This is a genomic window from Aeromicrobium sp. JP4 (assembly GCF_054957925.1).
This window is the reverse complement of record NZ_CM143290.1, coordinates 3,420,890-3,433,885: the sequence shown is the minus strand read 5'-3', so window position 1 is coordinate 3,433,885 and position 12,996 is coordinate 3,420,890. Positions and strand designations below refer to the sequence as shown.

Genomic DNA, 12,996 nt, shown 5'->3' with positions numbered 1-12,996 from the left:
CTCACCCGGCCACGGTTCGCTCGGCCGCGGCCCTCCCGGTGGCCACGACGGCAGCGATCCCCACACCCTCGTAGGCCGCGCCGCAGACCTCGAGCCCGGGCACCGTCGCCACGTCGTCGAGCACCGTGCGCACCAGGTCGCGGTGTCCGACCTCGTACTGCGGCAGACCCCCGCCCCAGCGCTGCACCGTCGAGGCCGTGACCGAACCGATCGCTCCCCCGGGCTCGACGACCGAGCGCAGGTCCGCCACGGCCAGGTCGACCAGGGAGGCGTCGTCGCGTTGCAGCACCGCGGTGTCGCCCGCGCGCCCGATCGACGCGCGCAGCACCGTGGCGCCGCCGGCGGCCTCCGCGAGCCACGCCCACTTGCGCGACGAGAACGTCGCGGCCTTGATCTCCAGCGGCTCGACCGGGGGCACGAGGAAGCCGGTGCCCGACGGCAGGTCGGCGCCCTCGACCAGCAGCGACACGACCACCATCGAGGCGTAGTCCAGACCCGCCAGGGCGAAGGCGGCCCGCGGGGCGACCTCGGCCAGGAGCCGGGACGCCGCCGGCGCGGGAGCGGCCATCACGACGGCGTCGAAGCGCTCGCGCACGGATGCCGTCGTGGGCCCCACGACGAGTTCCCACCCCGTACCGTCGCGGCGGATCGACCGCACGGTGGCCCCGGTGCGCACCTCGAAGCCGCCGGCCTCGACGACAGCGCGCGGAACCCGGCCCACCCCGCCGCGGACCCCGACGAGCGCCGGTCCCGAGGGCTTCGGCGCCGCGGCCCGCGCGGCGGCGCCGGCCAGCAGGTCCGGACCGAGCTCGGAGATCACCGGCGCGGCCGCGCGGAGCGAGAGCCGGTTGGCGTGGCCCGCGTAGACGCCGCCGAGCAGCGGCTCGACGAGGCGGTCCACCACCTCGCGTCCCAGCCGGTCGCCCACGAACTGCGCCACGGAGACGTCCTCGTCGGGCACGGGCAGCGGCGTCGACGTGATGGGGCCCACGAGCACACCGGACGCTTCGAGCGCAGCGAGGTCGGACGGCACCCCCATGATCGTGGGCGGGAGCGCGCGCAGGGCCCCGCGGCTCCACACCATCGACGGGATCGGCTCGGGCGCCACGACGTCGGCGGAGAGGCCGACGGCATCGACGAGGTCGAGGGCCTCGGGTCGGCGGGCGAGCATCGCCTCGGCGCCCACGTCCACCGTCAGGTCGCCGAGTCGCGCCTGGCGGACCTTGCCGCCGATCTCGGGCGAGCCCTCCAGCACCACCGGCTTCGCACCCGCGGCAGCCAGGTGGAAGGCCGCGGAGAGTCCTGCGATCCCGCCGCCCACGACGGCGACGCGCACGTCAGGCCTCCGGCTCGTAGGCGTGCACGAAGTCGACCAGCCGCGTCAGCGCGTCGGCGTCGGTCGCGGGAAGCACGCCGTGCCCGAGGTTGAAGACGTGGCCCTTGGCGGCACGTCCGGCCTCGATCACCTCGGCGGCGCGGGCGTGGACGACCTCGGTGGGCGCGAACAGCAGTGTCGGGTCGAGGTTGCCCTGGACGGCACGATCGCCGACCCGGCCGATCGCCTCGGACAGCGGGACGCGCCAGTCGACACCGACGACGTCGGCGCCCGCCTCGCCCATGCGCGACAGCAGCTCGCCCGTGCCGACGCCGAAGTGGATCCGCGGCACGTCGAGGTCGGCGACGGACGCGAGGACCTCCTCGGAGTGCGGACGCACGTAGGTGTCGTAGTCGGACGGCGACAGCGCCCCGGCCCACGAGTCGAACAGCTGGACCGCGGAGGCACCGGCCTCGATCTGGAGCCGCAGGAACTGGCCCGCGATGGCCGCGATCCGGCCGAGCAGCGCGTGCCACAGGTCGGGATCGCCGTACATCAGCTCCTTCGTGCGCCGGTGGTCGCGCGACGGGCCGCCCTCGACGAGGTAGGACGCGAGCGTGAACGGCGCACCGGCGAAGCCGATCAGCGGCGTCCCACCCAGCTCGCCTACAAGGCCGCGCACGGCATCGGTGATCGAGGTGACGTCGTCGGGCTCCAGGTCACGCAGGGTGCCGAGCTGGTCGGCCGAGCGGATCGGGTCGGCCACCACGGGCCCGGTGCCCGGGACGATGTCCAGGTCGACGCCGATCGCCTTCAGCGGCACGACGATGTCGGAGAAGAAGATGGCCGCGTCGACGCCGTGGCGGCGCACCGGCTGCATCGTGATCTCGACGACCATGTCGGTGCGGAAGCACGACTCGAGCATGGGCACGCCCTCGCGGATCGCGAGGTACTCCGGCAGGGAGCGTCCCGCCTGCCGCATGAACCAGACCGGCGTGTGGGAGGGCTCGAGTCCACGGCACGCACGCAGGAACGGGCTCGTGAGGGCGCTGTCGACGGAGGCGTCGCGAACATCGTTGGTCACGTCACGAGTCTGTCACGCCTGCGTGTCGAGCCTCCCGCCCCCGCATTCCGTGCCTAAGATCACGGTGTGGGCGCCCGAACCAAGCTTGAAGGCATCCCGGCACCGTTCACGCGGGCTGTCGAGGAAGTGAAGCGCGCCGTCGCGCGCCCGGAGCTCGAGCTCGGCGAGATGCCCGCTCCGCAGCGCATCGCCCCGTTCGCCCACGCCATGACCGCCGACGTGGTCGTCGCGGACGTCGAGCTGGGCACCGGGCGCTTCATCCTGCTGCACGACCCGGCCGGCAACGACGCGTGGAACGGCACGTTCCGCTGCGTCACGTTCGCGCGCGCCGACATCGAGCAGGAGATGGCCACCGACCCGCTCATCACCCAGGTCGGCTGGAGCTGGCTGACCGACGCACTCGACGACGCGGGCGCCGAGCACACCAACCCGGCCGGCAGCATCACCGTCGTCCGCTCGGAGGGCTTCGGCGCGATGACCGACGACGAGACCGACGCCCAGATCGAGGTGCGCGCCTCCTGGACGCCCCACGGCGGGCTCGAGCCCCACGCCTCGGCGTGGATGGAACTGCTCGGCAAGCTCGCCGGCCTGCCGCCCCTGGCGCCCGGCGTCGTCCCTCTCACCCGTAGGCGCGCCTCCCGTTGACGAACGAACCCGAAGAGATCATCGACGAGGCTCCTGAGCCCGTCCTCCCCCGACTCGGCCTCCGCGAGCCGCTCACCCCGGTGGTCGACACCGACGACGCGCTGGCCCGCGCTTGCGCCGAGATCTCCCTAGGCGAGGGACCCATCGCCCTGGACGCTGAGCGCGCCTCGGGCTACCGCTACTCCCAGCGCGCCTACCTCGTGCAGGTGCGCCGCGAGGGCTCGGGCAGCTGGCTCATCGACCCGATCGCCTTCCCCGACCTCAGCGAGCTGGGCCTGGCCTTCGGCGACGCCGAGTGGATCCTGCACGCCGCCACCCAGGACCTGCCGTGCCTGGCCGAGGTCGGGCTGCGCCCCGCCTCGCTGTTCGACACCGAGCTCGCCGGCCGGCTGCTGAACCTGCCACGCGTCGGCCTGGCCGCCCTCGTGGAGCACTACCTGGGCATGAGCCTGGCCAAGGAGTTCTCGGCCGCCGACTGGTCCACCCGGCCGCTGCCCGAGCCGTGGCTGGAGTACGCGGCACTCGACGTGGAGGTCCTGCTCGAGCTGCGCGAGCTCGTGCTGGCCGACCTGAAGGCCGCCGGCAAGGACGGCTGGGCGCGCGAGGAGTTCGACGCGCTGCTGTCGTTCACCGGGCCGCCCGAGCGCAAGGACCCGTGGCGACGCACCTCGAGCATCCACAAGATCCGCAGCCGTCGGGCCCTGGCCATCGTCCGGGCCCTGTGGCACGCCCGCGACGCGATCGCCGAGGACCGCGACATCACTCCCGGCCGCATCCTGCCCGACGCGTCGATCGTGTCGCTGGCCACGCACGCCCCCGACTCGTTCACCGCGCTCAAGAACGACCCCACGATGCGCCGTCGCGGTCCGCGCCGCTTTCTCGACGAGTGGTTCGACGCGATCGAGGAGGCCCTCGGCCTGCCCGAGGACGAGCTGCCCACCTCGGGCCAGCGCTCCGACGGCCCGCCGCCGCCGCGCGCCTGGGCCGACAAGGACCCGGTCGCGGCCGCCCGCCTCGTCCGGGTGCGCGCGCAGGTCACCCAGATCGCCGAGCAGCAGAACGTCCCGGCCGAGAACCTCATCGGCCCGGCCATCGTGCGCGCGCTCGCCTGGCAGCCGCCCGCCGACCTCGACGCGGCGTCGATCGCCGAGGAGCTGCGCGAGCGGGGCAGCCGGAACTGGCAGATCGAGCTGGTGGCCGCGCCGATCGCGGCCGCGCTCGTCGACCCCTGATTCGCGGCGTACCCGCACGACACCGGACATCTGCTCACGCAGTCACCGGCCCGGGTTTACGCTCGAATGCATGGCCGACTTCCACAAGCCGTCGTTGCCCGGGGCAGCCGTGTTCGACTCGCTGCCCGACCCGGACGACCCGGCCGAACGCACCGCCGCCGGCCACCGCATCGCCTCACTGCTGGTGCGAGGGGCCCGCGACCACGCCGATCGCGACCTCGTCGAGCGGGTGCTGCACCTGGCCGACTCCGAGGGCATGGGGGTCATCGCCGAGCTCTGGGCCAAGGCCCCTCCCGAGACCGTCGCGGGCGCCCTGTGGCGGCTCTACGCCCTGCGCACGTGGGTGCACCACAACCCCGTGCAGGCGTCGCGCGAGTTCGCCGCGGGCCGTGCCTACGCACCCGTGCAGGAGGTCCTCGCCGGCGTGGTCGACCCGCCCGGACCGAACGAGGTCGTCGAGCTCGTGGACACGGTCGTGCGGGGCATCGTCGCCGCCGACTTCGACGTCTCGCTGGACCGCGCGGCGGCCTTCGCGCACATCGTCGGCGTGGGCCGCGGCCAGATGGAGGGCGGCGATGCCACCAGCGCCGCCCGCCTCGTCGACACGGCACGCCACCTGCGGGCGGCCGCCGAGGCGGAGCGTCGCGGCGAGCTGCACTGAGCCGGTTCCTGAGTTGCCCCGGTCACCTTTGAATTTGGATCCGATGCATTAAAATGGTGAGTGCGCCGGGTCGAGGTAGCCCCGGGTCCCAACATCAGCCGCTACGAGCGGCCACGCGCCGTGAGGCGCTCCCGACCCGGCGCGCCCCTCCCCCTTCACGCCCTCCGATCAGCGCGGCGCGAACGTCGTGTACGAGTGCGCCGGCGCCAGCAGGTCGTCGAGGCCGGCGGAATCCTCCGCCGTCGGGACCCAACTCGCGGCGGCCACGTTCGAGGCCACCTGCTCCGGCCGCGAGACGCCGGCGATCACCGAGGAGACGGCCGGCCGCGAGGCGAGTCCGCCCATCGCCAGCTCGAGCAGCGTGATGTCCCTCTCGTCGGCGAAGGCCTGCAGCGCGTCGATCCGCTCCCAGTCCGCGCCCTCCCACCGCGCGCGCTGTCCGGCCAGGCGCGTGCCCGCCTCGGGCTCGACGTCGCGCGAGTACTTGCCGGTCAGCAGCCCGTACGCGAGCGGGAAGTACGGCAGCAGGCCCACGCCCAGCTCCACGCACGCCGGTACGAGCTCGACCTCGGCCGCGGGGTTGTAGAGCGAGTACTCGTTCTGCGCGGTGGCGAAGTGTGCGAGCCCGGTGGTCCGCGAGATCCAGTCGGCGTCGACGAGCTGCCACGCGGTGAAGTTCGAGCAGCCGATCGCACGGACCTTGCCCTCGTCGACCAGCTCGGTCATCGCGCCGAGGGTCTCCTCGACCGGCGTGCCCGGATCCGGGGTGTGCAGCTGGTAGAGGTCGATGACGTCGGTGCCGAGGCGGCGCAGGCTCGCCTCCGCCGCGCGGCGGACGTACGCCGCGCTCCCCCGCCGCCCGCCGTCGTCGCCGTTGCGCCCCTGCATGTCCATGCCGAACTTGGTGGCGACGACCACCTCGTCGCGACGCCCCTGCAGGGCGGCGCCGAGCAGGGTCTCGCTCTCACCGAGGGAGTAGGTGTCGGCCGTGTCGAAGAACCGCACCCCGTGCTCGAAGGCCGCGTCGACGACGGCGGTCACCTGGTCGCCGTCGATGCGCGCCCCGAAGGCGTTGCAGCCGATCCCCACGGGGCCGACGTCGATACCGCTCGTTCCCAGGACATGTCGTGTGCTCACGCACCCACCGTAGGACGGTTACACTCGGCGGGTGATCCGGACCACCCATGCCGTGCGACGTCTCGTCGCGGCTCTGGCAGCCGTGCTGCTGGCCGGCATGCTCGGGCTGGGTGCCCTCGCCGGATTCTCCGGTGCCGAGCGGCGTGCCACGGGCACGACCATGTCGGCCGGGGACGAGCCCGCGCAGCCGCGGGTCACGGTCGCCAAGGCGACCTCGGACGACCACTCCGTGTCCGTCGACCTGCCCGCGGGCACGCTCGACACCACGCTGTCGCTGGTCGCGGCAGCCCTGGTGGCGCTCGCCGCCGCCCTGGTCGCCGCGCAGGTGGGCCGGGCGGTTCCCGCGCCGGCCGGGCGCGCCCCGCCGCTGGCCTGACCGGCCCCGGTCCGTCTTCGCCACCCCTCGTACTTCGCCGTCCTCGGCCCCCATCGAAAGTCACCCATGTCCTCCAAGACCAACTTCTGGCGCGGCCTCGTCTGCCTCGTCGTGATCGTCGGCTCGCTCGCGATCGCCTTCACCATGAAGCCCAACCTGGGCCTCGACCTGCGCGGCGGCACGCAGATCACGCTCGAGACCAAGTCCACCGACCGCATCGAGGCGAACGCCGAGTCCACCGACCGGGCCCTCGAGGTCCTGCGCGGCCGCGTCGACGCCCTCGGCGTCTCCGAGCCGACGCTGGCGCGCTCCGGCGACACGCGGATCATCGTCGAGCTGCCCGACGTGCAGGACCCCAAGAAGGCCGCCGAGGTCATCGGCCAGACGGCCACCCTGGAGTTCCGCGAGGTCAAGGCCCCCGCCGACGAGGCCACCAAGCCCGCGAAGGGCGAGGTCGTGCTGCCCGACGAGCAGGGCCAGAACATCCTCCTCGGCCCGGTCGCCTTCGACGGCAACGGGATCAGCGACGCCAATGCCGCGCTGCCCCAGCAGGGCCTCGGCGAGTGGGTCGTCAACGTCGAGTTCAACGGCACGGGCCGTGCGCCGTGGCGCGACCTGGTGACCTCGGCCTGCGCCAACACCGCGGCCGGCAACCGGATCGCGATCATCCTGGACAACGAGGTCATCTCGTCGCCCGGCATCGTCCCCGAGCTGTGCCAGTCCGGCGGCGGCAGCTCGACCAGCATCACGGGTGACTTCACCCAGGCCAGCGCCGACGAGCTCGCCGCGCTGATCAAGGGCGGCGCCCTCCCGGTCCCCGTCGAGATCATCGACCAGCGCACCGTCGGCCCGACGCTCGGCCAGGCCGCCATCGACGACTCCATCCAGGCCTCGATCATCGGCCTGTTCCTCACCGGACTCTTCATCATCTTCATCTACCGCGCGACCGGCGTCATGGCCACGGTCGCGCTGTGCGTCTACGCACTCGTCTCCTACGCCGCGCTGGTCCTGCTCGGGGCCACGCTGACCCTGCCCGGCCTCGCGGGCTTCGTGCTCGCGATCGGCCTGGCGATCGACGCCAACGTGCTGGTCTACGAACGAGCGCGCGAGGAATACCACGAGAATCCGAAGTCCGGCCTGCTCTCGGCCCTGACCACCGGCTTCTCCAAGGCCTGGTCCGCGATCATCGACTCCAACGTCACGACGATCCTGGCCGCGCTGCTGCTGTTCTTCCTGTCGGCCGGCCCGGTCAAGGGCTTCGGCATCACCCTGACCATCGGCGTCATCGCCTCGATGTTCTCCGCCCTGGTCGTGGCCCGCTGGCTCACCGAGTGGCTGGTCAAGCGCCGCTGGATCCGCTCGCACCCGCAGGTCAGTGGCATCGGCGGCATCTCCGGCGTGCGTCGCTGGCTGAACGAGCACGGTCCCTACCTCGTTCGCCGCGCGGGCATGTGGGTCGCCATCTCCCTCGGTGTCGCCACCGTGGCGATCGGCGGCATCCTCGTGCGCGACCTGAACCTCGGCGTCGAGTTCGCCGGCGGCCGCCAGATCGAGTACTCGACCGCCGAGGCGGTCACCCCCGACCAGGCCCGCGAGGCCGTGGCAGACGCCGGATTCCCCGAGGCGGTCGTGCAGTCCTCGTCCGCCGACGGCGGCGAGAACATCTCGGTGCGCCTGCCCAAGATCAGCGAGGACCAGGCCGAGCAGGTGCGCTCGTCGATCGCCGAGATCGGCGGCGAGACCGTCCAGGTCCGCTCCGACACGATCGACCCCACGCTGGGCAAGGAGCTGCGCAACAAGGCGCTGCTGGCCTTCCTCATCGCGGTGGCCGCGCAGATGGCCTACCTGGCCTGGCGCTTCCGCTGGACCTGGGCCGCGGCCGCCATCGTCTCGATGGCCTCGGTCGTGCTCGCGGTCGTGGGCGTCTTCGCCTGGTGGGGCAAGCCGATCGACGGCGTGTTCCTGGCAGCCATCCTGTCCATCATCGGCCTGGCCGTGAACGACTCGATCGTCGTCCTCGACCGCATCCGAGAACGCACCCGGACGCGCGACATCCCGTTGCGCGAGATGGTCAACGAGGCGATTCTGTCGACCCTGCCGCGAACCATCAACACCGCGATGGGCGCCACGTTCATCCTGGCGGCGCTGATGGTGCTGGGTGGCGACTCACTGCGCGACTTCTCGATCGCGGTGCTGCTCGGCCTGCTGTTCGGCCACTTCTCCACGGTGTTCACCGCAGCCACGCTGGGTGTCCTGCTGGAGGAGCGCTGGCCGTACAACCCGGACAAGGACCCGCGCCACAAGGCCGACCCGTACTCGCACATCCTCGACGGGCGCGGCACGCCCGACGAGGGCGCGGTGGTCTGATCCAGCGGTAGCGTGCGCTCATGACCACCCCGCCGGACGAGCCGTACCCCGATCCCGACCCGGGTGCGGGCGACCACGACCCGACGCTGCGGTTCGGCGGGCCCCCGGGCCCGCCGAACCCCCCGCCGCCCCCTCCTCCGCCGTCGTCCCCGCCGCCGCTTCCGCCGGGAGGATGGGCGGGGCCGGGAGCGCCGTACGGCATCGACCCCAAGACCGGCATCCCGTTCTCGGACAAGTCGAAGATCGTCGCGGGCCTGCTGCAGATCCTGATCCCCCTGGGCATCGGACGGTTCTACACGGGGCACACGGGGATCGGCGTGGCCCAGCTGCTGGTCACGGTCTTCACCTGCGGCGTGGGCGCGATCTGGCCGTTCGTCGACGGGATCATCACGCTCGTGTCGGATTCTCGCGACGGGAACGGGCGCCCGCTCCGGTCCTGATCGGGCGCGTCAGACCCGCGGTGCGATGATGGGGTCATGGCCATCGCGAACCACGTGGTCGACCTCATCGGCGACACACCCCTAGTCCGGCTGAACTCCGTCGTACCCGAAGGCGCGGCCACCGTCGTGGCCAAGCTCGAGTACCTGAACCCCGGCGGCAGCGCGAAGGATCGCATCGCGGTCAAGATGGTCGACGAGGCCGAGGCCTCCGGGGCCCTCAAGCCCGGCGGCACGATCGTCGAGCCCACCTCGGGCAACACCGGCGTCGGCCTGGCCCTCGTCGCCCAGCAGCGCGGCTACTCGTGCATCTTCGTCTGCCCCGACAAGGTCAGCGAGGACAAGCGCAACACGCTGAAGGCCTACGGCGCGCAGGTCGTGGTGTGCCCCACGGCGGTCCCGCCGGACCACCCCGACTCGTACTACAACGTCTCCGACCGTCTCGTGCGCGAGACCGAGGGGGCCTGGAAGCCCGACCAGTACTCGAACCCGGCCGGCCCGGCCAGCCACTACGAGACCACCGGTCCGGAGATCTGGCGCGACACCGAGGGTGCGATCACCCACTTCGTGGCCGGCGTCGGCACCGGCGGCACGATCTCGGGAGCCGGCCGCTTCCTCAAGGAGCAGCGGTCCGACCTGAAGGTCATCGGCGCCGATCCCGAGGGCTCGGTCTACTCCGGCGGCACGGGGCGGCCCTACCTCGTGGAGGGCGTCGGCGAGGACTTCTGGCCCACGGCCTACGACCCGGCGATCCCCGACGAGATCATCGCCGTCTCCGACGCCGACTCCTTCGACATGACGCGCCGCCTGGCCCGCGAGGAGGGCCTGCTGGTCGGTGGCTCGTGCGGCATGGCCGTGGTCGCCGCCGTGCGCGTGGCTGAGCGCCTCGGTCCGGACGACCTCGTCGTGGTGCTGCTGCCCGACGGCGGACGCGGCTACCTCTCGAAGATCTTCAACGACGACTGGATGGCCTCCTACGGCTTCCTGCGCACGCCGCTCGACGGCCACCCGGCCGACCTGCACGTGATCGACATCCTGCGCCGCAAGAGCGGGGCCATGCCCGCGCTGGTGCACACGCACCCGTCCGAGACGGTGCGCGACGCGATCGAGATCCTGCGCGAGTACAACGTCTCGCAGATGCCCGTCGTCGGCCCCGAGCCGCCGGTGGTCATCGGCGAGGTCGCCGGCAGCGTCAGCGAGCGCGAGCTCGTGAGTGCGGTCTTCGAGGGCCGTGCCCAGCTGACCGATGCCGTGGCCCAGCACATGGAGCCGCCGCTGCCGATCATCGGCTCCGGCGAGGACCTGTCCGCCGCGCTCGACGCCTTCAAGGGCAGCGACGCGCTGATGGTGGTCGACGAGGGCAAGCCGCTCGGCGTCCTGACCCGTCACGACCTGTTGGGAGTTCACGTATGAGCGACGGCGGCGGCTTCTCCACGCGCGCGATCCATGCCGGTCAGGATCCCGATCCGCGCACCGGCGCGGTGAACATCCCGATCTACGCCAGCTCCACGTTCGCCCAGGACGGCGTCGGGGGCATGCGCGAGGGCTTCGAGTACGCGCGCACCGGCAACCCCACCCGCCGGGCGCTCGAGGCGAACCTCGCCGCGCTCGAGGGCGGCACGTACGGACGCGCGTTCTCCTCGGGCATGGCGGCCACCGATGCGGCGCTGCGCGCGATCCTGCGCCCCGGCGACCACCTCGTGATTCCCGACGACGCCTACGGCGGCACGTTCCGGCTCATCGACAAGGTGTTCTCGCACTGGGGCATCGAGCACACGCCCGTGCCGGTCAACGATGCCGACGCCATCGCGGCGGCGATCACCGACCGCACCAAGCTCGTGTGGCTCGAGACGCCCACCAATCCCCTGCTCAACGTCGCCGACATCGCCGGGACCGCCGAGGTCACCCGTGCAGCCGGGGTGAAGCTGCTCGTCGACAGCACGTTCGCGTCGCCCTACCTCCAGCAGCCGCTGGCGCTGGGCGCCGACATCGTCCTGCACTCCTCCACGAAGTACCTGGGCGGCCACAGCGACGTCGTCGGCGGCGCGCTCGTCACGTCCGACCCCGCGCTCGACGAGGCCTTCGCGTTCCTGCAGAACGGCGCGGGCGGCGTGCCCGGGCCGTTCGACGCCTACCTGACCCTGCGCGGCATCAAGACGCTCGCGGTCCGGATGGACCGTCACTGCGACAACGCCGAGGCGATCGCGCGGATGCTGGTCGACCACGACGCGGTCAGCCACGTCAGCTACCCCGGTCTGCCCGACCACCCGGGCCACGAGGTCGCGGCGCGCCAGATGCGCCGGTTCGGCGGGATGATCTCGCTGCGCCTCGCCGGCGGTCGCCAAGCGGCACTCGACCTGTGCTCGCGCACCCGGGTCTTCACCCTCGCCGAGAGCCTCGGCGGCGTGGAGTCGCTCATCGAGCACCCGGGGGCCATGACGCACGCGTCCACGGCCGGATCGCAGCTCGAGGTCCCCGAGGACCTCGTCCGGCTGTCGGTCGGGATCGAGGACGTCGAGGACCTGCTGGAGGACCTGCAGCAGGCCCTGGCCTGACCTTCGCGGGCACCCGGAGAGGTGGGTCCGCCTCGTTAGTCTGGAGGCCATGTCTCGCAACGGCTCCTTCTCCGGACTGTCCTGGCTCCAGCTGGTGGCCGGTGCACTCGCGGCGATGACGTCGGCCTGGGTCGCGTCCTACCTCGGCGTTGCAGGCACGATCATCGGCGCGGCGGTCGGCAGCCTCGTGGCGTCGATCGCGAGCGCGTTCTACGTGCGCGGGCTCGACCGCGGCACCACGTTCATCACCGAGAGCGGCACGGTCGTGTCACGATCGGCGCCAGCGGGCGAGGAGCACGGCGACGGCGGTGAGATCCTCGTCACCGAGCACGAGTCCACCGTCGCCGTCGAGGAGTCCGAGCGCGCCCTGTCGTGGAAGCGCATCCTCGTCTGGGCCGGACTCGCGCTCGGCACCGCACTGCTGGCCATCGGCGCCTACGAGCTGGCCACGGGGGCGTCCTTCGGCAACACCGACAACCCCACGATCGGGCGGCCCTGGCAGGACCGAGGCACCGGCTCCGACCCGCAGGACGAGCCGGATCCCACCGCGTCCACGGCGCCCACGGACGGTCCCTCCGACGACCCGACCACGGCTCCGACGACCGCTCCCACCACCGCGCCGACCACCCCCGCGCCCGCGCCGCAGGCACCCGATCCCACGACCCAGCCCACCGTCGAGCCGACGCCCGAGGCCACGCCCGGCGCCCAGGACTGACCCGGGAACATTCCGCACCCCTGTGCCGTTGTAGGCGGTGACGAGAGGAGCGGAACATGACCATCTGGATGAAGCCCACGCTGACGGACGAGAAGATCGAGGCGATGGAGCCGTTGGAGGCGTTCCGCTACGCCGAGGACCTCCTGGAGTCCCGCTTCCCGCGTGAGGCAGCCCGCGTGCTGCGGCCCGTGGCCGAGCTCGAGCCGCGCAACGCCGCCGTGTGCGAGCTGATGGGCCGCGCCCACTTCGCCGCCGCCCACCTGGGCCCGGCCGAGCAGGCGTTCCGGACGCTCACCGAGCTCGAGCCGACCAGCGCCTGGGCGCAGAAGGCCCTCGGCCTGGCGCTCGATCGCCAGAGCCGCCACCGCGAAGGCGCGGTGCACCACCGGCTCGCCGCGGCCATGGGCGCCAGCGAGCGCGACGCCACGCGCGTCGAGCTGGTCGACCGCCCCGGCGCCTGATGTCGGACACG

At 72.5% G+C, this 12,996-nt stretch carries 13 protein-coding genes; 10 read left to right on the top strand and 3 right to left on the bottom strand.

Features of this window, described 5'->3' with window-relative positions; all coding sequences use genetic code 11:
• Position 1 precedes the first annotated feature (1 nt).
• Together hemG and hemE are read right to left on the bottom strand one after the other, a co-directional pair.
• Positions 2-1,336 carry a protoporphyrinogen oxidase gene (hemG, locus tag ACY1JX_RS16905; RefSeq protein WP_462564691.1) on the bottom strand — a complete coding sequence of 445 codons (1,335 nt, stop codon included), beginning with the start codon at positions 1,334-1,336 and terminating at the stop codon, positions 2-4.
• A 1-nt stretch (position 1,337) separates the two neighbouring features.
• Positions 1,338-2,297: a uroporphyrinogen decarboxylase gene (gene hemE / locus ACY1JX_RS16900; RefSeq protein WP_462565900.1), complete on the bottom strand. Its 960-nt coding sequence runs from the start codon at positions 2,295-2,297 to the stop codon at positions 1,338-1,340.
• 168 nt (positions 2,298-2,465) lie between these two features.
• Here hemE and ACY1JX_RS16895 point away from each other — a divergent pair, with 168 nt between their 5' ends.
• From ACY1JX_RS16895 to ACY1JX_RS16885, 3 genes are all read left to right on the top strand, one after another.
• Entirely contained in the window at positions 2,466-3,044 is a 579-nt protein-coding gene (locus ACY1JX_RS16895) for a DUF3000 domain-containing protein (RefSeq protein ID WP_181756054.1), read from the top strand.
• On the top strand, positions 3,041-4,276 hold the full coding sequence (locus tag ACY1JX_RS16890) for an HRDC domain-containing protein (RefSeq protein WP_462564690.1): 1,236 nt from the start codon (positions 3,041-3,043) through the stop codon (positions 4,274-4,276). The genes ACY1JX_RS16895 and ACY1JX_RS16890 overlap by 4 nt, the downstream gene beginning before the upstream one ends.
• 70 nt (positions 4,277-4,346) lie before the next feature.
• Positions 4,347-4,937: a hypothetical protein gene (locus ACY1JX_RS16885; RefSeq protein ID WP_286928339.1), complete on the top strand. Its 591-nt coding sequence runs from the start codon at positions 4,347-4,349 to the stop codon at positions 4,935-4,937.
• Positions 4,938-5,105: 168 nt separating this feature from the next.
• Here ACY1JX_RS16885 and ACY1JX_RS16880 read toward each other — a convergent pair whose 3' ends face one another.
• Entirely contained in the window at positions 5,106-6,074 is a 969-nt protein-coding gene (locus tag ACY1JX_RS16880) for an aldo/keto reductase (protein ID WP_462564689.1), read from the bottom strand.
• Positions 6,075-6,105: 31 nt separating this feature from the next.
• On the opposite strand from ACY1JX_RS16880, the gene ACY1JX_RS16875 reads away from it, so the two are divergent.
• From ACY1JX_RS16875 to ACY1JX_RS16845, 7 genes are all read left to right on the top strand, one after another.
• On the top strand, positions 6,106-6,450 hold the full coding sequence (locus ACY1JX_RS16875; protein WP_286928334.1) for a hypothetical protein: 345 nt from the start codon (positions 6,106-6,108) through the stop codon (positions 6,448-6,450).
• Positions 6,451-6,516: 66 nt separating this feature from the next.
• A complete protein-coding gene (gene secD, locus ACY1JX_RS16870; protein ID WP_286928332.1) occupies positions 6,517-8,817 on the top strand; it encodes a protein translocase subunit SecD in 2,301 nt (766 codons plus the stop codon).
• Between the two features lie 20 nt (positions 8,818-8,837).
• Positions 8,838-9,257 (top strand): TM2 domain-containing protein, encoded by a 420-nt coding sequence (locus ACY1JX_RS16865; protein ID WP_462564688.1) that lies wholly within the window; start codon positions 8,838-8,840, stop codon positions 9,255-9,257.
• A 36-nt stretch (positions 9,258-9,293) separates the two neighbouring features.
• On the top strand, positions 9,294-10,667 hold the full coding sequence (locus ACY1JX_RS16860) for a cystathionine beta-synthase (RefSeq protein WP_181756060.1): 1,374 nt from the start codon (positions 9,294-9,296) through the stop codon (positions 10,665-10,667).
• Complete coding sequence (locus ACY1JX_RS16855) at positions 10,664-11,809, top strand: cystathionine gamma-synthase (protein ID WP_462564687.1); 1,146 nt, start codon at positions 10,664-10,666, stop codon at positions 11,807-11,809. Before ACY1JX_RS16860 ends, ACY1JX_RS16855 begins: the two co-directional genes overlap by 4 nt.
• Before the next feature lie 49 nt (positions 11,810-11,858).
• A complete protein-coding gene (locus ACY1JX_RS16850; RefSeq protein ID WP_286928324.1) occupies positions 11,859-12,524 on the top strand; it encodes a hypothetical protein in 666 nt (221 codons plus the stop codon).
• Between the two features lie 56 nt (positions 12,525-12,580).
• Positions 12,581-12,985 (top strand): tetratricopeptide repeat protein, encoded by a 405-nt coding sequence (locus tag ACY1JX_RS16845; protein WP_286928321.1) that lies wholly within the window; start codon positions 12,581-12,583, stop codon positions 12,983-12,985.
• Positions 12,986-12,996 lie beyond the last annotated feature (11 nt).